The following is a 26,876-nucleotide window of genomic DNA, read 5'->3' as shown; positions in this document are numbered from 1 at the left end:
CAAGCTTCAGCTTAGCAGCGCGCCGGACGCTCGCTTTGCCGTCCGGCGCGCTGCCGCCGTGGGCTGGAGGGCCCCGCCGAAGCCTCGGCCACCCTCAGGCCGGCCGGTCGCGGTTGTCGATGAAACTCAGCGCTTGGTACAGCATTTCAATGCGCGGCATGCTGCAGCCTGCCGCCCGTGCGCGTGCCAGCGGCTCGGCGTAAATGGCCCCCAGCTCCAACGGGCGTTTGTGGACATGGTCGTGATACATGCTCGGCCAGTAGTCGGGCATGCGCTCGGTCACCTGGAACAAGTGCTCGGCATAGCCCTCGGGCAGTACATGGCCACAGGCTGCCGCCCCCTGCACCACTTCGGCCATCAAGGCCTGTATCAGCTCGCGGCTATTGCTGTCGGCCATCAGTGGCGAAGTGCTGGCCCCCAGCAGCACCGACAGCCCGTTGTAAGGCACGTTCCACACCAGCTTCTGCCAACGCGCCAAGGCCAGGTTCGGCATGGCCTGCGAGTCGATCCCCGCCGCCTGAAACAACCCGGCGCCTTCATTCACCAGCGCGACACCGCTATCGGTGGCCGGCCCGCTGTGATACCCCAGGTTGACCGCCCCCAGCGCCTGGTGGCGGATTACACCTGGCGCCTGGCGGTTGACGCAGATGAAGCACAGGCCGCCGAGCAGGTGCATGTCGCTGCGCAAGGCCGGACGCAACTGCTCCTCGACACCCAGGCCGTTCTGCAACAGCACCACCTTGGCGCCGGGCGCAGCAGCCTGGACGATCAACGGTGCCAACTGCTCGTTGCTGGTGGCCTTGGCCCCGATCAGAAGCCAGTCACAGGGCGGCATGTCGGCGGCACTGACGTAAGCCTGCACCCGCATGTGCAGTGCGCCATGCACGGCACTGTCCAGGCTCAGCCCGCGTTCACAAACGGCCTGGTACTCGCTGCGCAACAGAAAATGCACATCGAAACCGGCCCGGGCCAGCATCAACCCATAAAAGCCGCCGATGGCGCCACTGCCGATGATGCCGATGCGAGGGGGGTGCGAATGCATGCCAATCTCCAGGTAAAGGGTCAGCACTCTTTTTACACAGGTTACGTAGCGCTGGGCAGTCCATTCGCGCGCAACCCCCTCGCTCAGGTAAAAACCCCACAATGACTGGGTTCAGCCCATTGTCGTGCCATCTGTAACGCGCTAAGGTTCGGCTCCCCGCTGCGATTATTCTTGCTGCTGGGCCGCACGGGGATAGTTGGCGGCCGGCACCCGTGACCTGACGAGTAACACGATGGCTGATTTACCGATCGATGACTTGAACGTTGCCTCCAACGAGACCCTGATCACCCCTGATCAGCTCAAGAAGGAAATCCCCCTCAGCGCCAAGGCCCTGCAGACCGTGACTGCCGGCCGTGAAGTGGTGCGCAATATTCTCGACGGCAAGGACCATCGCCTGTTCGTCGTGGTCGGCCCTTGCTCCATCCACGACATCAAGGCAGCCCACGAATACGCCGAGCGCCTGAAAGTGCTGGCCGAAGAAGTGTCCGATACGCTGTACCTGGTCATGCGCGTGTACTTCGAAAAGCCGCGCACCACCGTCGGCTGGAAAGGCCTGATCAACGATCCGTACCTGGATGACTCGTTCAAGATCCAGGACGGCCTGCACATCGGCCGCAAGCTGCTGCTGGACCTGGCCGAAATGGGCTTGCCGACTGCCACCGAAGCGCTCGACCCGATTTCCCCGCAGTACCTGCAAGACCTGATCAGCTGGTCGGCCATCGGTGCCCGCACCACCGAATCGCAAACACACCGCGAGATGGCCTCGGGCCTGTCCTCGGCGGTGGGTTTCAAGAACGGCACCGACGGCGGCCTGACCGTTGCCATCAATGCCCTGCAGTCGGTGTCCAAGCCGCACCGCTTCCTGGGCATCAACCAGGAAGGCGGCGTGTCGATCGTCACCACCAAGGGCAACCCATACGGCCACGTGGTACTGCGCGGCGGCAATGGCAAGCCGAACTACGACTCGGTCAGCGTCGCCCTGTGCGAACAGGACCTGGCCAAGGCCAAGATCAAGGCCAACATCATGGTCGACTGCAGCCATGCCAACTCCAACAAGGACCCGGCCCTGCAACCGCTGGTGATGGAGAACGTCGCCAACCAGATTCTCGAAGGCAACCAGTCGATCATCGGCCTGATGGTCGAAAGCCACCTGAACTGGGGCTGTCAGTCCATTCCGAAAAACCTGGACGAGTTGCAGTATGGCGTGTCGATCACGGACGCCTGCATCGACTGGTCGGCGACCGAGAAAACCCTGCGCAGCATGCATGCCAAGCTCAAGGATGTGCTGCCGCAGCGTAAGCGCGGCTGAACATTGCGGGAATAAAAAACGCCGGGCACTGCCCGGCGTTTTTTTGTTGTGTCGGGTGCCTATGGTCAGCTCAGGCCTTGCTCGAATGCCGCTGCTGGCGCTCCATGTAACGCTCCACATACGAGCAAGACGGGATCACCGTGTAGCCCATCTGCTCGGCGTACTCCAGCGCCCGCTCGGTCAGGGCGGCAGCGATCCCACGGCCGCGCAGGGCGTTGGGCACGAAGGTGCGATAGATGTCCAGCGTCTGCTTGCCCAGATCCATGTACGTCAGGTAGGCACGATGACCGTCCACGTTGGTCTCGAACTGATGACCGGCCTGGTCATGGTGGATGGTCAGCGCTTCGCTCATCACTACTCCTCGCAGGTCTTCTCGGCAGACCCTTACCTTAACCGATGGTGGTTTATCCGGCACAGAATCCTCTACGCCACCTGTTGCCGCTTCGACCATTGGACGATTGTAATCGTTCGGATCGTCTGGCACTCACAAGATAGTAGGCACCGCGAGCGGGATTGCTCAAGGTGGTGGCGCTTAAAAAAGGTCAAAACGCCGCCCGGGTGACTTTCCCAAGCCCGCGCAACAGCCACCGGATGTTCTAGGGCTTAAGACGCTGATCGACAGTTAAAGTCACCCTTAGTTCAACAAAAAAGTTCCTGTACCACAACCGCTTGCGAACCCTGCACATTTTTTTCACAGACACGTCGCAAATCTTGTCGGCGCGGAGTCAAGCAACATTTTTTTTGCAGTTCTTGCGCTCTGTCAGTTTACTTACTACAAGTAATGGGTACTATGTACGCCGGCCAGTTTCTCTTTCCTGAGAGATGGCTATTTAATAGAAAGTCCTTGAAGGGGAACACGATGAACAACGTTCTGAAATTCTCTGCTCTGGCTCTGGCCGCAGTTCTGGCTACCGGTTGCAGCAGCGTATCCAAAGAAACCGAAGCTCGTCTGACTGCGACTGAAGACGCAGCAGCTCGCGCTCAAGCTCGTGCTGACGAAGCCTACCGTAAGGCTGACGACGCAATGGCAGCCGCTCAGAAGGCTCAGCAGACCGCTGACGAAGCCAACGAGCGCGCTCTGCGTATGCTGGACAAAGCCAGCCGCAAGTAATAATCCTCACGGATTGTTAAGAAGCCGACCCACTTGTGGGTCGGCTTTTTTATTGCCTTTGAATCCGACAAACGCGGCCAGCAGGTACAAAAAGGCCTGCACTAAGGCAGGCCTGGGTGTGTCGAAATCACCTTACTGCAGTTCGGGCGGAATGCTCGACACCATCGGTGCGGCCCCTTGGTTTTCCACCGGCACGGCAATTTCTACCGGCATGCCATCTTCTGCAGCCACCACGTCACGTACCATGTCCCAGTTCATGCGTAGGTTATTGGCCAGGTCTTCACGCTTGAGCAAGGCATTGATAACTGCGGTGTGTTTGTCGACCACTGACGGGTTACCCTGGTCATCCAGCGGCGTGTGTGCCTCAAGATAGACCTTGCCGGCGCTGATACCGAACTTGTAAGGCTCGTTGATGATGCGCACTGGCGTCCCCACCGGCACCATCTTCGACAGTTCAAGCACGTTGTTGTTAAGCATGCGGAAGCAGCCGTGACTGGTGCGCATGCCAATGCCGAACTTCTTGTTCGAACCATGGATCAGATAGCCCGGTACGCCCAAGGTGAACTTGAACGGCCCCAGCGGGTTGTCCGGGCCAGCCGGCACCACCGTCGGCAGGATGTCACCGTCCTCAGCGTGCTCTTTGCGAATCGAAGCGGGCGGCGTCCAGGTCGGGTTGGGCGTCTTGGCGGTGATCTTGGTGTTGGCGATCGGCGACCCCCACCCCTCGCGACCAATGCCCAGCGGGAAGGTGTACACCACGCTCTCCCCCTTGGGGAAGTAGTACATGCGGTACTCGGCCAGGTTGATGACGATGCCTTCGCGCGGCCCCGGCGGCAGAACGAAACGGGTCGGCAGGATGATCTCGGTGCCGGCGCCCGGCAGCCAAGGGTCCACGCCGGGGTTGGCGGCAATCATTTCCAGGTAGCCGAGGTCGTTTGCGGTGCCGATATCGGCGAACGTGTCCTCGTACTTTGCCTTGATCACATGCACCTGGCCGACGATGTCTTCACCGGGCGGTGGCAGTGGCAGCTCCAGCGCAGCAGCGGGGCCCGCTACCAACAGGGCGGCCAGGGACAGGCTACGGGTGACGGCAGGAAAGCGCGGCAACATCCGGTAAATCCTTCGAAAGATGGGTCAAGAGAATCGATTGTACACCCGCGCCGATGCAAGCGGGAGGCATTGGCACGCTGCAAGCGTTTCAGATGATGAAAGGCGCTTGTCGTTCAGCTGCCATGCAGCTCAGGCCACACCGGGCGCATGCCGCGTCGCTGGGCATCGAGGATGGCACGGCACAGCTCACACAGGCGGCCATCGCGGTAAATCGATCGCGGCACCCCCGACCAACGCGGCTGGGCTGGCAGCAGGCCGCCACACAAGGTACGGTCGACCGGCACGCCCAGCTCAAGCTGGCGGGCCACGAGGTGGACGCGGATTTCCTGGCAGGCGAACAGGTCGAGCTGCTCGTCGGGCTCGATCAGTTGATAGGCATACAGGGACCAGGCAGGGCGCGGCATTTGGAGCACTCGAAACGGGGGGCGCAACATTAGCCGAAAGGCGCCCCCGTTTAAAGCTTCACAGCAAGGGTTTTATCGCTGGCCAGGCATTTTCCAGCAGGCGCTGCTGAGCCCCCTGGGCCGGATGGATGCCATCAGCCTGCATCAGTTCAGGTACGCCCCCTACCCCTTCGAGGAAAAACGGCACCAAAGGAACCTGTTTGTCCGCTGCCAGCTGTTCATACACCTTGGCAAAGGCGGTGGTGTAACGCACACCATAATTGGGCGGCAGGCGCATGCCCAATAGCAGCACCTTGGCCCCTGCCTGACGCGAACGCTCGATCATCGAGGCAAGATTTTGTTGCAATTGTGCAGGCGGCTGCCCGCGCAGGCCATCGTTGCCGCCCAGCTCCAGCACCACCAGGCTTGGTTTATGTGCTGCAAGCAGCGCCGGCAGCCGCGCCTGGCCACCTGCGCTGGTATCGCCACTGATCGAAGCATTGACCACTTTGTCGTCAAAACCTTCGTCCCTGAGGCGGGCCTGCAAGAGAGACACCCAGCCCTGACGGCTATCCAGGCCAAAACCGGCGCTGATACTATCGCCAACAACCAGCAGTGTTCCTGCCGCTGCGCTCTGGGCCAGGCAATACAGGGCCAGACCGGCACTCAACCACCACACTCGCATCGGATTCTCCATGAGCCCCAGCATTCTCGTTGCGCAGAACCTTAGCAAAGTGGTCCCCAGCGCGGAAGGTGACCTTACCATCCTCCACGCACTGTCTCTCGACCTGGCCCAAGGCGATAGCCTGGCCATCGTCGGCGCCTCGGGCTCTGGCAAGTCGACCCTGCTCGGCTTGCTCGCCGGCCTCGACCGCCCCAGCGCTGGCAATGTCGTGCTCGCCGGCCACGACCTGGGGCCACTGGATGAAGACCAACGCGCCCGTGTGCGCGCCGAACATGTGGGTTTCGTGTTCCAGTCGTTCCAGCTGCTCGACAGCCTCAATGCACTGGAGAACGTCATGCTGCCACTGGAACTGGACGGCCGCCGCGATGCCCGCGAACAGGCTCGCACTTTGCTGGAGCGGGTCGGTCTGGGCAAGCGCCTGAGCCACACACCTCGGCAGCTGTCGGGCGGCGAGCAGCAGCGCGTGGCAATCGCTCGCGCCTTCGCCGCGCAGCCTGCGGTGCTGTTCGCCGATGAGCCCACCGGCAACCTCGACAGCCACACCGGCGAACGCATCAGCGACTTGTTGTTCGACCTGAACAAGGAGCGCGGCACTACCTTGGTGCTGGTCACCCATGACGAACGCCTGGCCCGCCGCTGCCGGCGCCAGATCCGCCTGGACGCGGGCCGCCTTGTGGCGCCGATGGAGGCCCGGTGAGCCGTATGCCGCTGTCCCGCCTGTGTGGCCTGGCACTGCGCCAGTTGCTGCGCGATGTTCGCGCCAGTGAAGTGCGCGTGCTGTTCTTTGCCCTGTTGGTGGCGGTAGCTGCCAGCACCGCCATCGGCTATTTCGGCGCCCGCCTCAACGGCGCCATGCAGCTGCGCGCCAGCGAGTTTCTGGGCGCCGATCTGGTACTGCAGGGCAGCGCACCGGCCCGCGAGCAACAGCTCGATGCCGGCAAGGCACTGGGCTTGCGCCATGCACGCGTGGTCGAGTTCACCAGCGTGGTCGGCGGCGACAATGGCATCCAGCTGTCCAGCGTAAAGGCCGCCGACGGCGCCTACCCATTGCGCGGGCAAGTACGCAGCGCTCCGGCACCTTATGCCGAAGAAACACCCGGCGGCGGCCCTGCCCCTGGCGAAGTGTGGGTGGAACCGCGCCTGTTGGCAGCACTGGGGCTGGCAATCGGCGACAGCATCGACGTGGGCATGAAAACCCTGCGCATGAGCCGCGTGCTTACCTACGAACCGGACCGCGCCAACAACTTCTACAGCCTTACCCCACGCGTGATGATGAACCTGGCCGACCTGGAGGCCACCGGCGTGATCCAGCCGGGCAGCCGGGTCACCTACCGTGACCTGTGGCGCGGCGATACCGAGGCGCTGGCGCAGTACCGTCAGGCCGTGGAAAAAGACCTGGCCGCCAACCAGCGCCTGCGTGACACCCGCGATGGCAACCAACAGATCGGCGGCGCGCTGGGCAAAGCCGAACGCTACCTGAACATGGCCAGCCTGGTGGCTGTATTGCTGGCAGGCGTAGCCGTGGCATTGTCGGCCAGTCGCTATGCTGCACGCCGACTGGACGCCAGTGCCCTGCTGCGCTGCCTGGGCCTGTCGCGCCACCAGGCATTGGGCCTGTATTGCCTGCAACTGGCCATGCTCGGCCTGGTCGCTGCCCTGGCCGGTGCCTTGCTCGGCTGGCTGGCTCAGCTGGGCCTGTTCCGCCTGCTGCACGGCTTGCTGCCGAGCGTGGTGCCCGATGGCGGCATCGTTCCTGCGCTGGCAGGTATCGGTACCGGGCTGGTGGCACTGGCTGGCTTTGCCCTGCCGCCCATTGCGGCGCTGGGCCAGGTGCCGCCACTGCGCGTGCTGCGCCGTGACCTGCTGCCGATACCTGCGAGCAGTTGGCTGGTGTACGGCGCCGCCCTGCTCGCCCTGGGCCTGATCATGTGGCGCCTGAGCCTCGATCTGCTGCTCACCTTCGCCCTGCTCGGTGGCGGCCTGGTCGCTGCGCTTCTGCTCGGCGGCCTGCTGTTGCTCGGTTTACGCAGCCTGCGCCAGCTGCTGGCCGGTGCGCCACTCACCTGGCGCCTGGGGCTGGGCCAGCTACTGCGCCACCCCATGGCGGCAGCAGGCCAAGCCCTGGCATTCGGCCTGATACTGCTGGCCATGGCCTTGGTCGCCCTGCTGCGCGCAGAGTTGCTCGATACCTGGCAAGCACAGCTACCCAAGGATGCGCCCAACCACTTCGCCCTGAACATCCTGCCAGATGACCGTGAGCCGTTCATTCAACACCTGCACCAGGTCAATGCCGCTTCAGCGCCGCTGTACCCGGTAACGCCCGGGCGCCTGGTGCAAATCAATGAAAAACCGGTACAGCAGGTGGTCAGCAAGGACTCGGCAGGCGAGCGCGCCGTGCAGCGCGACCTCAGCCTGACCTGGGCCGCCGAGTTGCCCGAAGGCAACGTGCTGACCGCAGGCAGCTGGTGGCAAGCCTTGCCAGCCGACAACGACATCCCCGGGGTTTCGGTGGAGGCGGAACTGGCCAGCAGCCTGAAACTGCAGATGGGCGACCTGCTGACGTTCGATATTGGCGGTCAGCAGCGCCAGGCCCGCGTGAGCAGCCTGCGCAACGTGCATTGGGACAGCTTCCAGCCGAACTTCTACATGATCTTCCAGCCTGGCACGCTGCAGGGGCTGCCGACCACTTACCTGACCAGCTTCTACGTGGCACCGGGGCATGACCTGGATGTCGTCGCGCTGTCACGGGCGTTTCCGGCGGTGACCATCCTGCAGGTGGATGCCTTGCTCGACCAGCTGCGCAGCATTCTCGCCCAGGTAACCCTGGCGGTGGAGTATGTGCTGCTGTTCGTGCTGGCCGCGGGGCTGGCAGTGTTGTTCGCTGGCTTGCAGGCCACGCTGGACGAGCGCATTCGCCAAGGGGCACTGTTGCGCGCACTGGGCGCGGCGCGGCCCTTGCTGGTCAAGGCCCGGCGTATCGAGTTCGGCCTGCTGGGCGCGACCAGCGGGCTATTGGCGGCCGTGGGCTGCGAACTGATTACCTGGGTGCTGTACCGCTATGCGTTCGACTTGCAGTGGAGCCCGCACCCGTGGCTGCTGGTGTTGCCGCTGACAGGGGCACTGCTGGTGGGGGGTGCGGGGGTGCTGGGAACGCGGCGGGCGTTGAATGCCAGCCCGCTGGCGGTGTTGCGCGAGGCTTGAGGCCTGGCTGGCAGCGTTTCTGCAGGCGCAACCCTGAGGGCTGAGCGATCGCCTGCCGGGACAGCACATGCCTCACGCTGGCGCAAGACGGGCCCGGTCAGTCCGTCGAGACGCCCTGGCCGTAACGGATGCTGCTCACATACCAGGTCGCTTCACCGGTAGGTGTATGCACCACCACCTCATCACCCTCCTCCTTCTTCAGCAAGGCGCGCGCCATGGGGGCATCGATCGAGATGTAATCATTGCGCCCGTAGATCTCGTCGTAGCCGACAATGCGAAACTTCATGGTCTCGCCCTCGTCGTTCTCGATCTCAACCCAGGCACCGAAAAACACTTTGCCTTCCTGCTCGGGCGAGTACGCCACCACTTTCACATCTTCAAGCCGCTTGCGCAGGTATCGCACCCTGCGGTCGATTTCGCGCAGCAGCTTCTTGTTGTACTGGTAGTCCGCGTTCTCGCTGCGGTCACCCAACGAAGCGGCCCAGGCAACCTTTTGGGTGATTTCCGGACGATACACCCGCCACAGGTGGTCCAGCTCTTTCTTCAGCGCCTCATGGCCTTCTGTGGTGATGATATTGGTGCTCAATAGCGCATTCCTCAGCGGCGGGTAATCAGGCCTTGACGCGCGATGCGGGTGAGATGGCCTATGACTTCGGCGGCCTCGTCCGGTGCCGGCGCCTGGATCACAGCCAGGTCGAAACGGTCATTGCCATACTGCGCGAGGTGGCAGCCACTGTCGGCGAACTGGATCAGAAAGGCACGCGCCTGCCCCTTGCGCCGTGACAGGCCTTCAAGATGACGCAAAAGGGTGGGTTGATGCCGGCCGCCGAGCAGGATGCGCGGTGTGCGGGACGCCTGGCTGGCAGGCAAAGGGCTTAAACAGACACTGGTACGTGGGCAACTCATGGAGCTTCTCTCCGCCTCGCGAATCCCGCTGGGCAGCGGTGGGAGGCGTCACCGAACCAGCGCTTTAGCGGTATTTCGGACGGCCCGGAGGTGGGGCTTTCCTGCGCCCCGCAAGTAGCTGTTTAAATCGGCGCAGGCGGTATGCTAGAGCGATGAGCCCCAAGTTGCAAGCGACAAGCCGCAAGCAAGAACACGCCGAGTATTGGCCCGCGCTTGCCTGCGGCTCGTAGCTCACAGCTTGCAGCTGATTACCGGGCGATCAGGCGGTCGAGCGAGAAGCGGCCAGCGCCTTCGATCATGACTGCAACAGTGCCGGCCAACAGCGCCAGGGCGAACTCATAGCCGTTGTTGGACATGAACAGGCCGTTGCCGATGTGCACCGAAACGATCGCCACTACCAAGGTCACCGTCAGCGCCAGGGCCGCCGGGCGAGCCAGCAGGCCGACCACCAAGGCCAGGCCGCCGAAGAATTCGGCACTGCCGGACAGCAGGGCCATCAGATAACCCGGCGCCAGGCCGATGCTTTCCATCCATTGGCCGGTGCCTTCCAGGCCGTAGCCACCGAACAGGCCGAAGAGTTTTTGCGCACCATGAGCCATGAAGATGATGCCGACCAGGATGCGGATAACGCTCAAGCCAGCGCCAGCACGTGTAGAGAACAGCGCGTTGAGGGTAGTGTTTTTCATGTCGAAGCGTCCTTGAAGTGAAGCAGTTGTGTGGGTATGGGCGCCATCATAATCAATTCCACTGATATGAAAATCGCAAAAAACCCAACATAACAATCGATAAAATCGATTTTAACGCTTCGCCACGCGCTCCAGTGCCGCGCGTTCGCGGTTGAAGGCCAGGTAGTACTTGTTGATGCTATTGACGAAATTGACCGGTCCCATCCCCACTTGCTCCATGGCGATGCGTTCAGTCTGGAAGAACCACTGGTTACCGTTTAGACCTCGCCGTCGAGCCTCTGCGCGCATGGCCTGAACCCGCTCGGGGCCGAGGTTGTAGGCTGCCAGCACAAAGGCCATGCGCTCACGCTCGTTGATCTTGGCACTGGCAAAAAACTTGCGCCGGATAAGCGCCAGGTAACGGGCACTGGCCAGGACATTGCCATCTACCGTTGCAGTGTTGCTCACCCCCACCCGCTGGGCTGCCGAAGGGGTAATCTGCATCAGGCCATGGGCACCGCCAGTACCGCGTGCAGCCGGGTTGAGCGTCGACTCCTTGAAGGCCAATGCAGCCAGGTTGAGCCAGTCGATCTGTTGCGCCTGGCCATGCTTCTGCAACACCGCCCGCACCGATGCCAGACGCTGGCGGTCCTTGCTGGCCAACGGGTTGTGTACCCGGTACTGCCGGCGGTAGATGCGCTCGAACGCCGCATCCTGGTTATCTGGCGCGCGGTAACCTTGCAGAAAGTGATCGACTGCGGCCAACAATTGCGGCGCATCACGCCCTACATACCAGCGCATGGCTTGCGGCGCACCCAGGCGCACCCGGCTGTCCAGGCGCAGGCGCGGCATAACCCGGGCCCAACGCCGGGCAATGGGCTGCTCGACCACGGTCAGGTGGTAGATGCCTGCCTGTACCATCTCCAGCACATCCTCCACCGCCAGCGTCGAATCGACCCACTCCACTTTGATCGGCGGCCGCTTGCGCAGTGCCAGTTGCTGGTTGACCTGCTGGATCAGCGGTCCGGCAGCACTGGCGCTGGTCAACGCCACGGTACGCCCTGACAGCTGTTCGACCTTGCTGAAACTTCGCTCGCCTTTGCGCCCGACCAGCATCAGCGGCACTTGGTCGAGTATCGGCGCACTGCTGCGGACACCGCTCACCGTAATGGGGTCAAGCAGCTCGCCTGGCGCGGCCAGGTCACCCTCGCCGCGGGCCAGGGCGCCCAGCAACTGTTCCTTGGCCCGCGGGATGAGCTTTAGCTGGATCTGTTGGTCGTCGGCGGTACGAGCATTGAGGAAATGCTCCAGGGCACGCAGGCGATAATACTCGATGCCGACTGGCTCGCCCTTGACCTCACCAGAACTGTTGCGGCTCTGGTTGACCAGCACTCGCAGTACTTTGCTGGTGCGAATCTGCGCCAGGTCACGCACCTTGGCAGGCGGTATGTTTTGCTGCGGCCCCGGCGAGCGCGCCTGGGCGGGACCGGCAAAGGCCAACCCCAGCGTCAGCAGAAAAATGAGCCAGCATCGCTGCATGCGAAAACGTGTCCGTGGTCGGTGAGCGGCATCCATGGGTTGCACCGCCAAGTGATAAACGACGGTAAATGACCACGGCAACAGCATGAAGTTCTTGGTTTTTTCAGAAAAACGCGCTTTTTGCTATGCTGGCCGCCCCGCGGCACGAGATAGCACCATGCAACTGATCGATATCGGCGTCAACCTGACCAACAGCAGTTTCCACGACCAACAGGCCGCAATCGTCGAGCGCGCGCTGGAGGCCGGCGTTACGCAAATGCTGCTGACAGGCACCAGCCTGGCGGTCAGCGAACAAGCCCTGGAACTGTGCCATCAACTGGATGCAAGCGGCGCCCACCTGTTCGCCACGGCCGGCGTGCACCCTCACGATGCCAAGGCCTGGGATGCCGACAGCGAGCGCCAGCTGCGACGGTTGCTGAGTGAACCGCGCGTACGCGCGGTGGGCGAATGCGGCCTGGATTTCAACCGCGACTTTTCCCCTCGCCCGCTGCAGGAAAAAGCCTTGGAAGCCCAGCTGACACTGGCTGCGGAGCTGCGTCTGCCGGTGTTCCTGCACGAGCGCGATGCCAGCGAGCGCTTGCTGGCGATTCTCAAGGACTACCGCGACCACCTGACCGGCGCGGTGGTGCACTGCTTCACCGGTGAGCGTGAGGCGCTGTTCGCCTACCTGGACCTGGACCTGCACATCGGCATTACCGGCTGGATCTGCGACGAACGCCGCGGCACTCACCTGCACCCGCTGGTGGGCAACATTCCTCAAGGCCGGCTTATGCTGGAAAGCGACGCGCCCTACCTGCTGCCGCGCAGCTTGCGGCCCAAGCCCAAGAGCGGGCGCAACGAGCCGGCGTTCTTGCCGGAGGTACTGCGCGAGGTGGCCTCGCATCGCGGTGAATCAGCCGAGCACACGGCGGCGCATACCACGGCAACGGCGCGGGCTTTCTTCCAGCTCCCCTGAGTCTCGCGTGTTTCTGCGGGGCGGGTGAACACAGTTGATATGCATCAACACATGTCTAGGAGGATGAGGGCACAATGATGGCACCTTGCCAATATTGTTTCCGCTCAACTCAGAGAAGACCTGCCCATGGGTGCCTGGCTTAGCAATGTTTCCCTGAAGTACAAGTTCTGGGCCGTCAACGCAGTGGCCTTTGTCACCACCTTGCTGCTGGTGCTGTACGCCGTGCACCTGGAGCAACGCGCACGTGCCGAGGCGGCTCAGAGCCAGGCGGTCGCACAAGCCCAGTTGCTGGCCGCCTGGCCAGCCGGGCAAGCACTGCCACGCCCGGCCAACGTCATCAGTTGGTCAACCGGGCAAACGCCAACCTACGCCGGGGAGGCGCTCGATGCCCTGCGCAACGCCCAAGGCTGGGTCGCATTGCCGAGCGCCTGGGTCCTCGGCGAAAACCCACTGCGTGGCGCACAGGTGCTGCGCAGTGGCGACCAGCAGTTAGCTGTGCTGGCCCAGTCACCCAGCTTGCGCCAGGTCTTCTTCGATCGTTTCAGCAATTACGCGGTGTGTGTGCTGATCCTGATGCTGGCCATGCTCGGCGCCTCCCAACTGCTGATCCGCTTCCTGCTCAGCCAACTCAACACCCTCAAGGACGTGATGCTGCACGTGGAAAAAACCGGCGACCTGTCGGCCCGCGTACCGCTAGCCAGTGGCGACGAGGTCGGCCAGATGGCCGGGGCCTTCAACGCCATGCAGTCCACCTATCACCGCGTGGTCAGCACCGTCGCCCACAGCGCAGCACAGTTGGACTCGGGCGCTGCACGCCTGGCCGCCAGCATGAGCGACGTACGCCATGGCATGCTCGGCCAGCAGAGTGAAACCGACCAGGCCGCCACTGCCATCAACGAAATGTCGGCGACCGTGCACCACATTGCCCAGCACGCCGGTGCCACCCGCGATTTGTCACAAACCGCCGACACCTTGGCCGGCAGCGGTCAAGCGGTGGTCAGCCGAGTGCAGGATTCGATTTCCGGGCTTTCCAGCGGCGTGCAACAAACTGCCGAGATGATTCGACAGCTAGCCGAGGACAGCCAGAAGATCAACGGTGTAGTCAGTGTGATCCACAGTATTGCCGAACAGACCAACTTGCTGGCGCTTAACGCTGCCATCGAAGCCGCGCGCGCCGGTGACCTGGGCCGTGGCTTTGCCGTGGTGGCCGATGAAGTGCGCAACCTGGCCAAACGCGTACAAACCTCCACGGATGAGATCACCACCATGGTTTCGGCCCTGCAGTCGGGCACCCGCGATGCGGTGGAGTTCATGCAGGAGAGCTCGTACAAGGCCGACGACTGTGTGCGTCAGGCACAGGAAGCCGGTGAGGCGCTGGCTGAAATCACCGGTGCCGTGGCGCAGATGCGCGAAAGCAATACCCAGATCGCTGTAGCGGCCGAGCAGCAAAGCCAGGTAGCCGAGGAAATGAACCGCGCGGTGGTCAGCATCCGCGATGTCACCGAGCGGACCGTGCAGCAGACGGTCGGTTCAGCGACCACCAGCAGCGAACTGGCGACCCTGGCCGGCGAACTGAACAAGGCCATTGGCCAGCTCAAGCTATAGTCACCATAGCCAGCTTCGATTGGCCCCCGCGTGGGGGCCGCACTAAGCTTTGGGCATGACCGAGAGGAAATCCCCATGAGCAAACGCCTGCCCAATCTTCCCGCCTGGCAATGGCGCGGCTATCACCATAATCACCGCCACCCGGCCAACCTGGTGCTGCACCTCATTGCTGTGCCGTTGTTCATTCTAGGGACACTACTGGTGCTGTCCGGCCTGTTCGGTTTCGACCTCGGCCAGATCGCGGTGGGTGTGATTGCCCTGGTCGCCGCGCTGGGCCTGCAGCGCCAAGGCCACCGCCTTGAAGCCCAGCAGCCCGAGCCGTTCGCCAACCGCCAGGATGCCGTGCAGCGCTTACTGACCGAGCAGTTCATCACCTTTCCGCGCTTTGTGGTGAGCGGGGCCTGGTGGAAGGCCTGGCGCGAACGGCACAAGCACCGACACTGAGCCAGCTGCCGGAGCACTGCTTGTGAGCAGCCTGGTAAGGATCAGGCGAAAACGGTGACGGTCTGCCGGCTCAAGGCCAACAACTCGCCCTGCGCCGTCCACAACGCTGCGGCAGCATGACCATAGCCATCCCGCGCATGCTCGGTCTCCACGCAGTACCGGCACCATTCCTGGGTCGAAAGCTTCGCCGTTGGCTGGATGAACTCGATGGTCCAGGTCAGCGTACTGCCCGCAGCGGGCTGCTTGAGAAACGGCATAAGGCTGGGCGGCCACGCATCCACCAACGCCAGCAAGTGCGCCTCGTTCACCGGCTCGTCAGCCACATCCCGCAAACGCACCCAGCCGCCCATCTTGCGCGACTGATTGCCAGTGAACGGCAGCCCGCCTACTGCCCAGCGCAGGGCCACATGGCGCATGAACTCCGGGGTAACGCCTTTGATATAGGGCAACTCCGGGGCCGCCTCTTCGAGCGCAGGCATTTCAATGGCCGGTAACGCCGGCACTTCGACCACCGAAGGGCGGCCCGCACCGAAATTGCCCTGCACCAAAGTCACCACCTGGCCATCCTGAACCGCGCGGCCCAACAGCGTGCTAACCGCCTTGCCTTCGCGCAAAACCTCCACCTCGAAGCGGATGGGCACATCCGCAGCCGCTGGCGCCACGAAGCTGATGGCCAATGAGCGTACCGGGCGGCTGTCGCAGAGCCTAAGGCGCATGGTTTCATACACCATGGCCGCCATCAGGCCACCAAAGGCAGCGCGCCCCTGGGCCCAGCTGGGCGGAATGCTGACGGAATCCGGGTTGGCCCGTACGGCGTCGAGGAGTTGGTTGAAATTCATTGGCCGGCTCCTGCCTGCAAAGAAAAAGGTCCGCTCATCCTAGCCAGCAAACGCCAGGCAATCAGCCCGCATATCGGTCATTTTCCGTGATAACGCCGCGCCAGCGCCTCTTGCAGGGCATCCAGCGTCACATCTGACTGGCGCTCCGCCTCATGCAACTCCTGCTCCCAACCAGCCTTGCAGGGGAGCAGGTCGGCATGATCGCGGGCTTGCAGCAGCCATTGCAGGCGGTCGTGCCAATCCCCCAGGTTGCCCTGTGCCTTTTTCAACAGACGTTGCAGTTTCTTCCCTGCGTGATCGAGTTGTGGGTAGGCCTCATCGCCATAGCGCGCACGCTTGATCAGCAAACGCAGGCGGTGGCGATCGTGAGCCGGGGCCTGCAACGCTTTGTGCAACTTGCGCCACTGCTTGACCAGGCGCTTGTCGATACGCTTGCCCAGCGACTTGACCAGCCCCTCCCGGTCCGCCGCCCGCAGGAACAATGGAAAGGCGTCGAGAATCGCCAATACCCTGGCCAGCTGTGGGCTGGCAGCGACACTGGCGAAGGTCCTGTCACGCCCCTCCAGACGCCGCTGCCCGGCTGCCGCATGACCGCGCCCGATCAGCTCAGCCGCCAGCACCTCGCGATCACGCAGCGGCGTGGTAAGGGTACCCAGCGAACGTGCCGCATCCTCCAGTTGCTCCACACCCGGCAGCCCACGCAGCGGCCTCAGCAGACTGCGCAGGCGCCGCAAGGTGATACGCAAGTCGTGCAAGGCCTCGCTGTCGGTATTGGCAGCCAGGCGTTCACGACAGGCCAGCAAGCGCACCTGCAAGGTCAGTATCTGGGCAACGACATGGTCGAGCATGGCAGACATACGATGCTCCCTGTTCAGCGCCCGGCGCGAGATTCACGAATGTAGAACCGCGCCTTTTCGGCTTTGCGGGTACAGCTTTCGTAGCCTTCGAACTGCTGCTGGGTCTTGGCCCCGGTCAGCAGTGACAAGGCCTTGGAATAACTTACAGCACCGGCAAAGCCTTCGGCCTTGGCCAGGTCCAGCTCCTTCCAGGCGGCATCCAGCTGGGTCGCGCAGCTGTCACGGTAGGCCGTCTTGCCCGCGCAGCCAGCTAGGGCCAAGGCAATCAGTGGAAGGCAGATCCAGGCTTTCATCAGTAATACCTCTATGGAAAAACGGTGGCTGTTCGACGCTCCGACAGCTGGAAAGTGCCATGCCCAGCCGGCTTTGCCTGGCCAGTTTTATTACAGTAGCTCAGCACGATCTACATTGAAGCACAGGCAGCGATGGGTGCATTGTAGGACCATGATGGCACTGGCCGGGGAATGTTCATGAGTAAACGTGTGGCACTGGTACTGGGATCGGGCGGCGCCCGAGGGTATGCACACATCGGCGTGATCGAAGAAATCGAGCGCCGCGGCTACGACATAGCCTGCGTCGCAGGGTGTTCCATGGGCGCGGTGATTGGCGGTATCTATGCCGCCGGCAAGCTGGACGAGTATCGCAACTGGATCGAAAGCCTCGACTACCTGGATGTGCTGCGCCTGGTCGACGTCAGCTTTCGCCTCGGTGCGATTCGCGGCGACAAGGTGTTCGGGCAGATCCGCAAGATCGTCGGCGAGATAAACATCGAGCAACTGCGCATACCCTACACCGCAGTGGCCGCCGACCTTACCAACCAGCAGGAAATCTGGTTCCAGGAGGGTTGCCTGCATCAGGCCATGCGCGCCTCAGCGGCCATTCCCAGCCTGTTCACGCCAGTGATGCAAGGCAACCGCATGCTTGTCGACGGTGGCATCCTCAACCCGCTGCCAATCGTGCCAGTGGTGTCCAGCCATTGCGACCTGATCATCGCGGTCAACCTCAACGCCACCAACCAGAAGCAGTACCAGTTGCCGGTGATCGAGCGCCCGGCGGCATTCAAGATGCGCTTTGACGCCTTGTTGAGCTCGCTGGGTTCACGCTTGCCATTTCGGCGCAAACCGGCGGAAGAGCTGATCCGCATCGAAAAGGAAATCGTCGCCGAGGGGTTGGCACCGCCAAGCCCGTGGCTTGCCGACAGCGCCGACCCGGAAAACCAGCAACCGGCAGCGGCCCCGGAGCGCGAGGGCGCGCCGAAGTCGGCCACCGGCTCTTTCATCATCGACAACGTGGGGCCAGCCTCGCTGCTGGATTTGATCAACCAGAGCTTCGAGGTCATGCAGACTTCGTTGGCACAGTACAAGATTGCCGGCTATCCACCGGATGTGCTGATCAACGTGCCCAAGCGGGTGTGCCGGTTTTTCGAGTTCTACAAAGCGCCGGAGCTCATCGCCCTGGGGCGAGAGATTGCACGCGATACGCTGGACAGTTATGAAGGGGTGAAGCGGTAGCACCTGGTTGGCGCCGCACCTGAAGGCGGTGTGGTGCTCGACAATGACCGTGCTCGCGGCTGGCGAAAACGAAACAGGCCGCACGAGGCGGCCTGTTTCTTCATGCAACGAACACCTTAGTAACGGGTGATGTCTGCATTGGCTTCCAGCTGCTTGCGGTAAGCCGCAAAGTCCTGCTGGCCAGCACGGGACGCGAGGTAGCGGCGAATCTGCTGCTTCTCTTCGTCGGTGGCGGTAGCGCCGTCGTTCACACCCTTGAGCTGCAACACCACCAGGCTTCCGTCACGCAGCACCACACTGCCATAAACAGGCTTGTCCTTGGCTTGCGGCTTGCCCAGACGGAACAGTGCCTGCAGTTCGGCCGGGTCAATACCGTCCTCACCACGGGTGACTGCCTCATAGGCTTTCCAGCCTTGGCCTTCGTGAACGCTGCCTGCTGCGATGGAACCGTCACGCAGGCCGGCAATCAGCTTGTCCGCCTTGGCCTTGAGTTCGGCAGTCGCCTTCTCTTTGGCCAGGTGCTCCCTGATGTTCTTGGCCACAGCGTCCAGCGGCAGTTGCTCTGGTTTGCGGTGTTCCTTGACGCGCAGCACCACGGTGGTCTCAGGGTCGAGCTCGATGGCGGTGCTATTGGCACCCTCATCCAGCACTTCTTCAGAGAACGCCGCCTGCACCACCGCACGGTTGGCGGTAATGCCTTCACCGCCCTCACGGCCGAAGGCCGCGGAGGTGTGCACCTTGAGGTTCAGGTCCTGGGCCGGCTGGGCCAGGTCGGAAGCCTCGTAGGCAGCATCCTGCAGTTGCTTGCTGGCGTCGACATAACGCTGCTCGACCAGCGGCATCTTCAGATCGCGGGTCAGTTTGTCCTTCAGGCTGGCAAAGCTCGGTACTTCTGGTGCCTGGACGCCCAGCAGCTTGATCAGATGGTAGCCAAACTCGGTGCGCACCGGAGCAGATACCTGGCCATTCTGCAGCTGGTACAGCGCCTCTTCGAAGGCCGGGTCGTATACGCCCGGGCCGGCAAAGCCGAGGTCACCACCGCTGGTGGCGGAGCCTGGGTCCTGAGAGAACTCTTTGGCCAAAGCGGCAAAGTCCTCACCCTTGGCCAGACGCTGCTCGATCTCTTCGGCGCGGGCCTTGGCCTGGGCGTCGGTGACCTTGTCGTTGACCTCGATGAGGATGTGCGCGGCATGACGCTGCTCGGCCAGGTTGGCGATTTCCTTCTCGTACTGGGCCTTGAGCTCTTCGTCGGTCACTTTGACCTGATCGAAGAACGCCGACTTCTTCAGCTCGATGTAGTCGATCACGACCTGGTCAGGCGACATGAACTCCTTGGCGTGCTGGTCGTAGTGCGCCTTGACCTCTTCGTCGCTGACCTTGACTGCGGCCGGGTCGGCCTTGAACGTCAGGGAGGCGAAGTCGCGGGTCTGCTTCTCCAGGCGAGCAAAGGCATCGACCTGTTGATCGGTGACGAAGCTGCTGCCGGCCAGGCCGGTGCGCAGTTGGCCGATGAGCATTTCCTCGCCGAGCATCTCGCGGAACTGCATGCGACCGTAGCCCATCTGGCGGATCACCTGGTCGAAACGGTCAGCGCTGAACTTGCCGTCCACCTGGAACTCAGGGGTCTGCAAGATCACCTGATCCAGCGCGGCCTCGGAGAATGCGAACTTGGCATCCTCAGCACCTTGCAGCAGCAGCTTGCGGCTGATCAGCCCCTTGAGTGCCTCCTCTCGCAGCAACTTGTCATCCAACAGCGCCGGGTCGAAATCCTTGCCCAACTGTTGCATCAGTTGACGGCGCTGCATGTCGGCCGCCTGGCTCAGCTCGTTCTGGCTGATGGTCTGGCCGTTCACCTTGGCGGCGTCCTGGCTATGAGTGGCGGCCTGGAAAATGGCTTCGAAACCGGTCAATGCCATCAACACGACGATAAGGCCGATGATGGTCTTGGCAATCCAACCTTGTGAATTGTCCCTGATATTTTGCAGCATGCGTCCCCCAGAAACGGCTGTACCACTGCGTCGACAACCGCGGAGCGTGGGTAGAATCCTGATAAAAGAAAGGCGCATCCGAGGATGCGCCTTTTCTTAGCAAACGTGTCAGGCGGGAACGTTTGCGCCCCGCCATCACCGTGCTCGGACCAGGCCAGGCCGGGTCCGGCTGAAAGACGACTTAGTTGACGGCGTCTTTCAGGCCTTTGCCTGCCTTGAAACCTGGAACCTTGGCGGCTTCGATCTTGATTGCCTTGCCGGTTTGCGGGTTGCGGCCGGTACGCTCGGCGCGCTCCTTGACCGAGAAGGTACCAAAGCCAACCAGTACCACATCGTCACCTTGCTTCAGGGCGCCGGTGACGGATTCGATGACTGCGTCCAGCGCACGGCCGGCTACAGCTTTCGGGATGTCTGCAGATGCGGCGATAGCGTCAATCAGTTCCGACTTGTTCACTCTAAGTCCCCTTATTTCTCTATTGAGTTTGTTTCTAAGTATGTAATGAAAAGCTTATGAAACGTGTGCTGGGAGGCATGGCGACAATAACGTGCCGCTTTATAGCAAGGCGCCGAAAATACTGTCAAGGAAAGCCCCCCAGCCAAAAACTACTAATGCGTGCTGATTCTTTCCTTAGCATCGCCGTCGCGCTTCTCGTCTTTCGCGACAATCTCCGGAGCCACATCTGGCAAGGGCTCCGGGGCGTATTGCAGCGCAATTTGCAGGACTTCGTCAATCCATTTGACCGGTTTGATCTGAAGATCCTGTTTGATATTTTCAGGAATCTCCTTGAGATCGCGAACATTCTCCTCGGGAATGATCACCGTCTTGATCCCGCCACGGTGTGCCGCCAGCAGTTTTTCCTTCAGCCCGCCAATGGCCAATACCTGGCCACGCAAGGTGATTTCGCCGGTCATGGCCACGTCGGCACGTACCGGAATCTGCGTCAGCGCCGACACCAGTGCGGTGCACATTCCGATACCGGCACTTGGGCCGTCTTTCGGCGTGGCGCCCTCAGGCATGTGAATGTGCACGTCATGCTTCTCGTGGAAGTCGGCGGCAATCCCCAGGCTGCGGGCGCGGCTGCGTACCACGGTCTGCGCGGCGGTAATCGACTCGACCATGACATCGCCCAGCGAGCCGGTCTTGATCAACTGGCCCTTGCCGGGGATGACCACGGCCTCGATGGTCAGCAACTCGCCGCCCACCTGGGTCCAGGCCAGGCCGGTTACCTGGCCGATCTGATCCTGCTGCTCGGCCAGGCCATAGCGGAACTTGCGCACGCCCAGCAGGTGCTCCAGCTGCTCGCTGGCCACCTTGACCTTGACCTGCTTCTGCCCGGTATGTTCCTTGACCACCTTGCGGCAGACCTTGGCAATTTGCCGCTCCAGGCCCCGCACACCGGCTTCACGGGTGTAGTAGCGGATGATGTCGCGAATCGCCGAGATGTCGACTTCCAGCTCTTCCTTCTTCAAGCCGTTGGCCTTGACCTGCTTGGGCACCAGGTACTTGACCGCGATGTTGATCTTTTCGTCCTCGGTGTAGCCAGGCAGGCGGATGACTTCCATCCGGTCCAGCAGCGCCGGCGGGATGTTCATCGAGTTCGAGGTGCACAGGAACATCACGTCCGAGAGGTCGTAGTCGACCTCCAGGTAGTGGTCGTTGAAGTTGTGGTTCTGTTCAGGGTCGAGCACTTCCAGCAGTGCCGAAGCGGGGTCACCGCGCATGTCGCTGCCCATCTTGTCGATCTCGTCGAGCAGGAACAACGGGTTGCGCACACCCACCTTGGTCATTTTCTGGATCAGGCGACCCGGCATGGAGCCGATGTAGGTACGGCGGTGGCCACGGATCTCGGCCTCGTCACGCACGCCACCCAGGGCCATGCGCACGAACTTGCGGTTGGTGGCGGCAGCGATCGACTCGGCCAGCGAGGTCTTGCCGACACCGGGTGGCCCGACCAGGCACAGCACCGGACCGCGGATCTTCTTGACGCGCTTCTGCACGGCAAGGTATTCGAGGATGCGTTCCTTGACCTCTTCCAGGCCATAGTGGTCGGCATCGAGGATTTCCTCGGCCTTGGTCAGGTCCAGACGCACCTTGCTCTGAGCCTTCCACGGCACCTGCACCAACCAGTCGAGGTACGAGCGCACCACGGTAGCTTCGGCCGACATCGGAGACATTTGCTTGAGCTTGTTCAGCTCCGCCTGAGCCTTGGTCAAGGCATCCTTAGGCAGACCTGCGGCTTCGATGCGCTTTTTCAGCTCTTCGACTTCATTGTGGCCTTCGTCACCATCGCCAAGTTCTTTCTGAATGGCCTTCATCTGCTCATTCAGGTAGTACTCGCGCTGGCTGCGCTCCATCTGCTTCTTGACCCGGCCGCGAATGCGCTTTTCGACCTGCAGGAGGTCGATTTCGGCATCCAGCAGTGCCAGCACGTGCTCGACACGGGTAGTCAAGTCGACGATTTCAAGAATTTCCTGCTTCTGCTCGATCTTCAGGGCCATGTGCGCGGCCATGGTGTCGACCAGGCGCCCTGGCTCGTCGATGCTGTTCAGCGAAGACAGCACTTCGGCAGGCACCTTCTTGCCCAGCTGAACGTATTGTTCGAACTGCGACAGCAGCGTGCGCACGAACACTTCCGACTCGCGCTCGGCAGTGTCGGTTTCGTCGATCAGGGAGACTTCGGCACGGATGTGCCCTTCAACTTCGGAGAAGCGCTCGACCGCACCGCGCTGTTCGCCTTCGACCAGCACCTTGACGGTGCCATCAGGCAGCTTCAGCAGTTGCAGCACGGTGGCAACGGTACCGACGCGGTACAGGGCGTCCTCACCCGGATCGTCGTCGGCTGGATTCTTCTGGGCCAGCAGAAGGATCTGCTTTTCGCCCGTCATCGCCGCCTCGAGGGCTTCGATGGACTTTTCGCGCCCCACGAACAGCGGGATAACCATGTGCGGGTAAACAACGACATCGCGCAATGGCAAAAGAGGCAAGTCGAGGGTGGTCTTCATGATTTCGCCTCTACAGCGGCCTTATGGCCGGAAACCGGTGGAAATGATGCTTGGACCTAATGTGGGGGCAGGCTTGGGAAATTACAAGCGCTTGCACAGGAAAAGCAGAAAGGGGCCCGTAGGCCCCCTTCTTGCTTGCAACCGAGAACCGGCCATTGCCTGAATCAGGCGTCTGGTGCGGCTTTGGCTTGCGGTTCGCTGTTTTCGTAAATCATCAGCGGCTGCGAGGTACCCTCAATGACGCTCTCGTCGATAACCACCTTGCTGACATCCTTTTTCGAAGGAATCTCATACATGGTATCGAGCAGCACGCCTTCGAGGATCGAACGCAGGCCACGAGCGCCAGTCTTGCGCTCCAGGGCCTTGCGCGCAACGGCCTTGAGCGCATCGCTGCGGAACTCGAGGTCGACGCTTTCCATCTCGAACAGCTTGGCATACTGCTTGGTCAGGGCATTCTTCGGCTCGGTGAGGATCTGCATCAACGCAGCCTCATCCAGCTCGTCAAGGGTAGCCAGTACCGGCAGACGGCCGACGAACTCCGGAATCAGGCCAAACTTGACCAGATCGTCCGGCTCGACCTCACGCAGGGACTCACCAACCTTCTTGCCCTCTTCCTTGCTGCGCACTTCGGCACCAAAACCGATGCCACCTTTGGTGGAGCGGTTCTGGATGACCTTTTCCAGGCCCGAGAACGCACCACCACAGATGAACAGGATGTTGCGGGTATCAACCTGCAGGAATTCCTGTTGCGGGTGCTTGCGGCCGCCCTGCGGCGGAACCGAGGCCACGGTGCCCTCGATCAGTTTCAGCAGTGCCTGCTGCACGCCCTCGCCCGAGACATCACGGGTAATGGACGGGTTGTCCGACTTGCGCGAAATCTTGTCGATTTCGTCGATGTAGACAATGCCCATCTGGGCCTTTTCCACGTCGTAGTCGCACTTCTGCAACAGCTTCTGGATGATGTTCTCGACGTCCTCACCCACATAACCGGCCTCGGTCAGGGTGGTGGCGTCAGCAATGGTAAACGGTACGTTCAACAGGCGTGCCAGGGTTTCGGCGAGCAGGGTCTTGCCCGAGCCAGTTGGCCCGATGAGCAGGATGTTGCTCTTGCCCAGTTCGACTTCGTCACCCTTCTTGTCACGCTGGTTCAGGCGCTTGTAGTGGTTGTACACCGCTACGGCCAGCACCTTCTTCGCGCGCTCCTGACCAATCACGTACTGGTCCAGGATGCCGCTGATTTCTTTCGGCGAAGGCAATTTGTGCGCGCTGCTCTCGGCCTGGGCTTCCTGCACCTCCTCACGGATGATGTCGTTGCACAGGTCGACGCACTCGTCGCAGATAAATACCGAGGGCCCGGCAATCAGTTTGCGCACTTCGTGCTGGCTTTTGCCGCAGAAGGAGCAATAAAGCAATTTGCCGCTGTCCTCGCCGTTACGGGTGTCAGTCATTCGATCGATCCAATCCGGTAGGCTTGCAACACAAGATGAAGGCAATTGCGGGCTTTTTCAAGTCCGCAGGTAGGCGCTTTCGACGCCCACCTGCTCTGACCCCCCGGTTCAGGAGGCCAGTTGCCGCTTGTCGTAGACCGAGTCGATCAGGCCGTACTCGGCTGCGCGCGAGGCGCTCATGAAGTTGTCACGCTCGGTGTCACGCTTGATGGTCTCGAGTTCCTGGCCGGTGTGATAGGCCAGCAGCTCGTTCAGACGGGCCTTGATATTGAGGATTTCCTGGGCGTGGATCTCGATATCGGTGGCCTGACCCTGGAAGCCGCCCAGCGGCTGGTGGATCATCACGCGCGAGTTAGGCAGGCAATGACGCTTGCCCTTGGCACCTGCCGCCAGCAGGAAGGCGCCCATGCTGCAGGCCTGGCCGATGCAGATGGTCGAAACGTCCGGCTTGATGAACTGCATGGTGTCGTAGATCGACATGCCGGCGGTGACGGAACCGCCCGGCGAGTTGATGTACAGATGGATATCCTTGTCCGGGTTTTCCGCCTCAAGGAACAGCAGTTGCGCAACGACGAGGTTGGCCATGTAGTCCTCTACCGGGCCAACCAGGAAGATCACACGCTCCTTCAACAGGCGCGAGTAGATGTCGTAAGCGCGTTCGCCACGGGCGGACTGCTCGATAACCATCGGGACCAGGCCGCCTGCGGCCTGGATGTCAGAGCTCTGCTGAATATAAGAATTGCGGGACATGTCCTGCGCTCACTCCCAAATAGTCATGGCTTGAATACGCACAAGCCAGCTCGAAGGCTGGCTTGTGGAGGTTTCCTACGAGAGAAGACCGTTACTCAGCAGCGGCAGGAGCCTCGGCTGGTTTAACGGCTTCTTCGTACGAGACCGACTTGTCGGTCACAGTCGCTTTCTGCAGAACAGTATCTACAACTTGTTCTTCCAGCACAACCGAACGCACTTCGTTCAGTTGCTGGTCGTTCTTGTAGTACCAAGCGATGACCTGCTCAGGCTCTTGGTAAGCCGAAGCCATTTCTTCGATCATCTCGCGAACCTTGGCGTCGTCCGGCTTCAGCTCGAACTGCTTGACCACTTCGGCCACGATCAGGCCCAGCACGACGCGGCGCTTGGCTTGTTCTTCGAACAGTTCGACTGGCAGCTGCTCAGGCTTGATGTTGCCACCAAACTGCTGAACAGCCTGCACGCGCAGACGGTTGACTTCGTTTTCCAGCAGGGCCTTTGGCACTTCGATCGGGTTGGCGGCCAGCAGACCGTCCATGACCTGGTTCTTGACCTTGGTCTTGATCGCCTGACGCAGCTCACGCTCCATGTTCTTGCGAACTTCGGCACGGAAGCCTTCCAGCGTCGATTCCTTGATGCCGAACTGGGCGAAGAACGCTTCGTTCAGTTCTGGCAGTACAGGTGCCGAAACGCTGTTGACGGTGATGGTGAACTCGGCGGCTTTGCCAGCCAGGTCCAGGTTCTGGTAGTCCTCTGGGAAGGTCACGTTGACAACGCGCTCTTCGCCAGCCTTGGCGCCTACCAGACCTTCTTCGAAGCCTGGGATCATGCGGCCGGAGCCCAGCACCAGCAGGGTGCCCTTGGCCGAACCACCGGCAAACGCTTCACCGTCGACCTTGCCGACGAAGTCGATGTTGACCTGGTCGTCGTTCTGCGCAGCGCGCTCGACGGCCTCGAAGCGGGTGTTCTGCTTGCGCAGCACTTCCAGCATGTTGTCCAGGTCACTGTCAGCCACTTCGGCGCTCAGGCGCTCGACCTTGATCGACTCGAGGCCCGCAACAGTGAACTCAGGGAACACTTCGAAGATGGCGACGAATTCCAGATCCTTGCCCTTTTCGAAGGACTTGGGCTCTACAGCCGGGGCGCCAGCCGGGTTCAGCTTCTGCTCGACGATGGCTTCGTAGAAGGAGGCCTGGACCAGGTCACCGAAAGCCTCTTGACGGGCGTCCGCCTCGAAACGCTGACGGATCACGGTCATCGGTACTTTACCAGGACGGAAGCCCGCAATCTTGGCGCGCTTGGCAGTCTGCTGCAGACGCTTGTTGACTTCGTTCTCGACGCGCTCGGCCGGAACGGCGATGGTCATGCGGCGCTCGAGAGCGGAAGTGTTTTCAACAGAAACTTGCATGGATATTCCTCGTTGCACAGACGTTAGCCGGCGTTAGCCCGACTCCAGAATCAAGGGCAAACATTCTAGTGAGTCACGCAGCAGAAGTCACCCCACACGGGACGACTGAAAACAACGCCG

26 protein-coding genes are annotated in these 26,876 nt (G+C 61.7%); 8 read left to right on the top strand and 18 right to left on the bottom strand.

Annotation, left to right across the window (positions count from 1 at the left end):
• Positions 1–94: 94 nt before the first annotated feature.
• Positions 95–1,042 (bottom strand): putative 2-dehydropantoate 2-reductase, encoded by a 948-nt coding sequence (locus tag V6093_RS00325; protein ID WP_047604063.1) that lies wholly within the window; start codon positions 1,040–1,042, stop codon positions 95–97.
• Positions 1,043–1,274: 232 nt separating this feature from the next.
• On the opposite strand from V6093_RS00325, the gene V6093_RS00320 reads away from it, so the two are divergent.
• Positions 1,275–2,351 (top strand): 3-deoxy-7-phosphoheptulonate synthase, encoded by a 1,077-nt coding sequence (locus tag V6093_RS00320; RefSeq protein WP_003250292.1) that lies wholly within the window; start codon positions 1,275–1,277, stop codon positions 2,349–2,351.
• Between the two features lie 70 nt (positions 2,352–2,421).
• On the opposite strand, the gene V6093_RS00315 is transcribed toward V6093_RS00320, so the two are convergent.
• Positions 2,422–2,703, bottom strand: coding sequence for a GNAT family N-acetyltransferase (locus V6093_RS00315; RefSeq protein WP_003250290.1), 282 nt, complete (start codon positions 2,701–2,703; stop codon positions 2,422–2,424).
• A 507-nt stretch (positions 2,704–3,210) separates the two neighbouring features.
• Here V6093_RS00315 and V6093_RS00310 point away from each other — a divergent pair.
• Entirely contained in the window at positions 3,211–3,462 is a 252-nt protein-coding gene (locus V6093_RS00310; protein ID WP_003250288.1) for an Lpp/OprI family alanine-zipper lipoprotein, read from the top strand.
• A gap of 132 nt (positions 3,463–3,594) precedes the next feature.
• Here V6093_RS00310 and V6093_RS00305 read toward each other — a convergent pair whose 3' ends face one another.
• From V6093_RS00305 to V6093_RS00295, 3 genes are all read right to left on the bottom strand, one after another.
• Complete coding sequence (locus V6093_RS00305) at positions 3,595–4,572, bottom strand: L,D-transpeptidase family protein (protein ID WP_003250286.1); 978 nt, start codon at positions 4,570–4,572, stop codon at positions 3,595–3,597.
• A gap of 113 nt (positions 4,573–4,685) precedes the next feature.
• Entirely contained in the window at positions 4,686–4,976 is a 291-nt protein-coding gene (locus tag V6093_RS00300) for a hypothetical protein (protein WP_003250283.1), read from the bottom strand.
• Positions 4,977–5,034: 58 nt separating this feature from the next.
• Entirely contained in the window at positions 5,035–5,640 is a 606-nt protein-coding gene (locus tag V6093_RS00295; RefSeq protein WP_003250280.1) for an arylesterase, read from the bottom strand.
• Between the two features lie 10 nt (positions 5,641–5,650).
• Here V6093_RS00295 and V6093_RS00290 point away from each other — a divergent pair, with 10 nt between their 5' ends.
• Together V6093_RS00290 and V6093_RS00285 are read left to right on the top strand one after the other, a co-directional pair.
• Positions 5,651–6,337 (top strand): ABC transporter ATP-binding protein, encoded by a 687-nt coding sequence (locus V6093_RS00290; RefSeq protein ID WP_014861838.1) that lies wholly within the window; start codon positions 5,651–5,653, stop codon positions 6,335–6,337.
• Positions 6,334–8,841 (top strand): ABC transporter permease, encoded by a 2,508-nt coding sequence (locus tag V6093_RS00285; RefSeq protein WP_108079123.1) that lies wholly within the window; start codon positions 6,334–6,336, stop codon positions 8,839–8,841. Before V6093_RS00290 ends, V6093_RS00285 begins: the two co-directional genes overlap by 4 nt.
• A gap of 97 nt (positions 8,842–8,938) precedes the next feature.
• On the opposite strand, the gene greB is transcribed toward V6093_RS00285, so the two are convergent.
• From greB to V6093_RS00265, 4 genes are all read right to left on the bottom strand, one after another.
• The gene (greB, locus tag V6093_RS00280) at positions 8,939–9,427 is read right to left on the bottom strand and encodes a transcription elongation factor GreB (RefSeq protein WP_003250274.1); all 489 of its coding nucleotides are present in this window, start codon (positions 9,425–9,427) and stop codon (positions 8,939–8,941) included.
• Positions 9,428–9,438: 11 nt separating this feature from the next.
• Positions 9,439–9,747, bottom strand: a complete 309-nt coding sequence (locus V6093_RS00275) for a hypothetical protein (protein WP_003250272.1) — start codon at positions 9,745–9,747, stop codon at positions 9,439–9,441.
• A gap of 248 nt (positions 9,748–9,995) precedes the next feature.
• Complete coding sequence (locus V6093_RS00270; RefSeq protein ID WP_003250269.1) at positions 9,996–10,433, bottom strand: DoxX family protein; 438 nt, start codon at positions 10,431–10,433, stop codon at positions 9,996–9,998.
• A gap of 111 nt (positions 10,434–10,544) precedes the next feature.
• Complete coding sequence (locus V6093_RS00265; RefSeq protein WP_180689576.1) at positions 10,545–11,951, bottom strand: transglycosylase SLT domain-containing protein; 1,407 nt, start codon at positions 11,949–11,951, stop codon at positions 10,545–10,547.
• Between the two features lie 157 nt (positions 11,952–12,108).
• Here V6093_RS00265 and V6093_RS00260 point away from each other — a divergent pair, with 157 nt between their 5' ends.
• The 3 genes from V6093_RS00260 (at position 12,109) to V6093_RS00250 (ending at position 14,955) form a co-directional block, all read left to right on the top strand.
• Positions 12,109–12,906: a TatD family hydrolase gene (locus V6093_RS00260; RefSeq protein ID WP_003250265.1), complete on the top strand. Its 798-nt coding sequence runs from the start codon at positions 12,109–12,111 to the stop codon at positions 12,904–12,906.
• Positions 12,907–13,032: 126 nt separating this feature from the next.
• Positions 13,033–14,511: a methyl-accepting chemotaxis protein gene (locus tag V6093_RS00255; protein WP_003250263.1), complete on the top strand. Its 1,479-nt coding sequence runs from the start codon at positions 13,033–13,035 to the stop codon at positions 14,509–14,511.
• A 75-nt stretch (positions 14,512–14,586) separates the two neighbouring features.
• Positions 14,587–14,955, top strand: coding sequence for an Mpo1-like protein (locus V6093_RS00250; protein WP_003250260.1), 369 nt, complete (start codon positions 14,587–14,589; stop codon positions 14,953–14,955).
• 41 nt (positions 14,956–14,996) lie between these two features.
• On the opposite strand, the gene V6093_RS00245 is transcribed toward V6093_RS00250, so the two are convergent.
• From V6093_RS00245 to V6093_RS00235, 3 genes are all read right to left on the bottom strand, one after another.
• Positions 14,997–15,794 (bottom strand): acyl-CoA thioesterase II, encoded by a 798-nt coding sequence (locus V6093_RS00245; RefSeq protein WP_108079122.1) that lies wholly within the window; start codon positions 15,792–15,794, stop codon positions 14,997–14,999.
• Positions 15,795–15,871: 77 nt separating this feature from the next.
• The gene (locus tag V6093_RS00240; protein ID WP_265978297.1) at positions 15,872–16,651 is read right to left on the bottom strand and encodes a CHAD domain-containing protein; all 780 of its coding nucleotides are present in this window, start codon (positions 16,649–16,651) and stop codon (positions 15,872–15,874) included.
• A gap of 14 nt (positions 16,652–16,665) precedes the next feature.
• Positions 16,666–16,944 carry a lipoprotein gene (locus tag V6093_RS00235; protein WP_003250254.1) on the bottom strand — a complete coding sequence of 93 codons (279 nt, stop codon included), beginning with the start codon at positions 16,942–16,944 and terminating at the stop codon, positions 16,666–16,668.
• A 177-nt stretch (positions 16,945–17,121) separates the two neighbouring features.
• Between V6093_RS00235 and V6093_RS00230 the strand changes: the two genes are divergently transcribed.
• Complete coding sequence (locus V6093_RS00230; protein ID WP_003250250.1) at positions 17,122–18,162, top strand: patatin-like phospholipase family protein; 1,041 nt, start codon at positions 17,122–17,124, stop codon at positions 18,160–18,162.
• Positions 18,163–18,278: 116 nt separating this feature from the next.
• Here the strand turns inward: V6093_RS00230 and V6093_RS00225 are convergent, their stop codons facing one another.
• The 6 genes from V6093_RS00225 to tig form a co-directional block, all read right to left on the bottom strand.
• On the bottom strand, positions 18,279–20,150 hold the full coding sequence (locus tag V6093_RS00225; RefSeq protein ID WP_003250248.1) for a SurA N-terminal domain-containing protein: 1,872 nt from the start codon (positions 20,148–20,150) through the stop codon (positions 18,279–18,281).
• 181 nt (positions 20,151–20,331) lie between these two features.
• Positions 20,332–20,604 carry a nucleoid-associated protein HU-beta gene (gene hupB, locus V6093_RS00220; protein WP_003250246.1) on the bottom strand — a complete coding sequence of 91 codons (273 nt, stop codon included), beginning with the start codon at positions 20,602–20,604 and terminating at the stop codon, positions 20,332–20,334.
• Between the two features lie 152 nt (positions 20,605–20,756).
• A complete protein-coding gene (gene lon, locus V6093_RS00215; protein WP_004576798.1) occupies positions 20,757–23,153 on the bottom strand; it encodes an endopeptidase La in 2,397 nt (798 codons plus the stop codon).
• Between the two features lie 164 nt (positions 23,154–23,317).
• Positions 23,318–24,601, bottom strand: coding sequence for an ATP-dependent Clp protease ATP-binding subunit ClpX (clpX, locus tag V6093_RS00210; RefSeq protein WP_003250242.1), 1,284 nt, complete (start codon positions 24,599–24,601; stop codon positions 23,318–23,320).
• A gap of 108 nt (positions 24,602–24,709) precedes the next feature.
• On the bottom strand, positions 24,710–25,351 hold the full coding sequence (clpP, locus tag V6093_RS00205; protein ID WP_003250240.1) for an ATP-dependent Clp endopeptidase proteolytic subunit ClpP: 642 nt from the start codon (positions 25,349–25,351) through the stop codon (positions 24,710–24,712).
• A gap of 91 nt (positions 25,352–25,442) precedes the next feature.
• Entirely contained in the window at positions 25,443–26,756 is a 1,314-nt protein-coding gene (gene tig / locus V6093_RS00200; protein ID WP_003250238.1) for a trigger factor, read from the bottom strand.
• Positions 26,757–26,876: the final 120 nt, after the last annotated feature.

It is taken from the genome of Pseudomonas putida group bacterium ESBL64 (assembly GCF_045277175.1).
In the GTDB taxonomy this organism is placed as follows: Bacteria; Pseudomonadota; Gammaproteobacteria; order Pseudomonadales; family Pseudomonadaceae; genus Aquipseudomonas; species Aquipseudomonas alloputida.
Note: the sequence above shows the minus strand (reverse complement) of the source record. Positions and strands in the feature narration are given on the sequence as shown.

Excerpts from the sequence above, each read along its gene's own strand:
- V6093_RS00320 (WP_003250292.1), top strand. The coding sequence starts at position 1,275 with ATGGCTGATTTACCGATCGATGACTTGAACGTTGCCTCCAACGAGACC.
- V6093_RS00235 (WP_003250254.1), bottom strand. The coding sequence starts at position 16,944 with ATGAAAGCCTGGATCTGCCTTCCACTGATTGCCTTGGCCCTAGCTGGC.
- clpP (WP_003250240.1), bottom strand. The coding sequence starts at position 25,351 with ATGTCCCGCAATTCTTATATTCAGCAGAGCTCTGACATCCAGGCCGCA.
- V6093_RS00225 (WP_003250248.1), bottom strand. The coding sequence starts at position 20,150 with ATGCTGCAAAATATCAGGGACAATTCACAAGGTTGGATTGCCAAGACC.
- V6093_RS00315 (WP_003250290.1), bottom strand. The coding sequence starts at position 2,703 with ATGAGCGAAGCGCTGACCATCCACCATGACCAGGCCGGTCATCAGTTC.
- V6093_RS00260 (WP_003250265.1), top strand. The coding sequence starts at position 12,109 with ATGCAACTGATCGATATCGGCGTCAACCTGACCAACAGCAGTTTCCAC.
- tig (WP_003250238.1), bottom strand. The coding sequence starts at position 26,756 with ATGCAAGTTTCTGTTGAAAACACTTCCGCTCTCGAGCGCCGCATGACC.
- V6093_RS00245 (WP_108079122.1), bottom strand. The coding sequence starts at position 15,794 with ATGAATTTCAACCAACTCCTCGACGCCGTACGGGCCAACCCGGATTCC.
- V6093_RS00230 (WP_003250250.1), top strand. The coding sequence starts at position 17,122 with ATGAGTAAACGTGTGGCACTGGTACTGGGATCGGGCGGCGCCCGAGGG.
- V6093_RS00325 (WP_047604063.1), bottom strand. The coding sequence starts at position 1,042 with ATGCATTCGCACCCCCCTCGCATCGGCATCATCGGCAGTGGCGCCATC.
- V6093_RS00240 (WP_265978297.1), bottom strand. The coding sequence starts at position 16,651 with ATGTCTGCCATGCTCGACCATGTCGTTGCCCAGATACTGACCTTGCAG.
- V6093_RS00310 (WP_003250288.1), top strand. The coding sequence starts at position 3,211 with ATGAACAACGTTCTGAAATTCTCTGCTCTGGCTCTGGCCGCAGTTCTG.
- clpX (WP_003250242.1), bottom strand. The coding sequence starts at position 24,601 with ATGACTGACACCCGTAACGGCGAGGACAGCGGCAAATTGCTTTATTGC.
- V6093_RS00250 (WP_003250260.1), top strand. The coding sequence starts at position 14,587 with ATGAGCAAACGCCTGCCCAATCTTCCCGCCTGGCAATGGCGCGGCTAT.
- V6093_RS00275 (WP_003250272.1), bottom strand. The coding sequence starts at position 9,747 with ATGAGTTGCCCACGTACCAGTGTCTGTTTAAGCCCTTTGCCTGCCAGC.
- V6093_RS00270 (WP_003250269.1), bottom strand. The coding sequence starts at position 10,433 with ATGAAAAACACTACCCTCAACGCGCTGTTCTCTACACGTGCTGGCGCT.
- V6093_RS00255 (WP_003250263.1), top strand. The coding sequence starts at position 13,033 with ATGGGTGCCTGGCTTAGCAATGTTTCCCTGAAGTACAAGTTCTGGGCC.
- V6093_RS00300 (WP_003250283.1), bottom strand. The coding sequence starts at position 4,976 with ATGCCGCGCCCTGCCTGGTCCCTGTATGCCTATCAACTGATCGAGCCC.
- V6093_RS00265 (WP_180689576.1), bottom strand. The coding sequence starts at position 11,951 with ATGCAGCGATGCTGGCTCATTTTTCTGCTGACGCTGGGGTTGGCCTTT.
- V6093_RS00295 (WP_003250280.1), bottom strand. The coding sequence starts at position 5,640 with ATGCGAGTGTGGTGGTTGAGTGCCGGTCTGGCCCTGTATTGCCTGGCC.
- V6093_RS00305 (WP_003250286.1), bottom strand. The coding sequence starts at position 4,572 with ATGTTGCCGCGCTTTCCTGCCGTCACCCGTAGCCTGTCCCTGGCCGCC.
- V6093_RS00290 (WP_014861838.1), top strand. The coding sequence starts at position 5,651 with ATGAGCCCCAGCATTCTCGTTGCGCAGAACCTTAGCAAAGTGGTCCCC.
- lon (WP_004576798.1), bottom strand. The coding sequence starts at position 23,153 with ATGAAGACCACCCTCGACTTGCCTCTTTTGCCATTGCGCGATGTCGTT.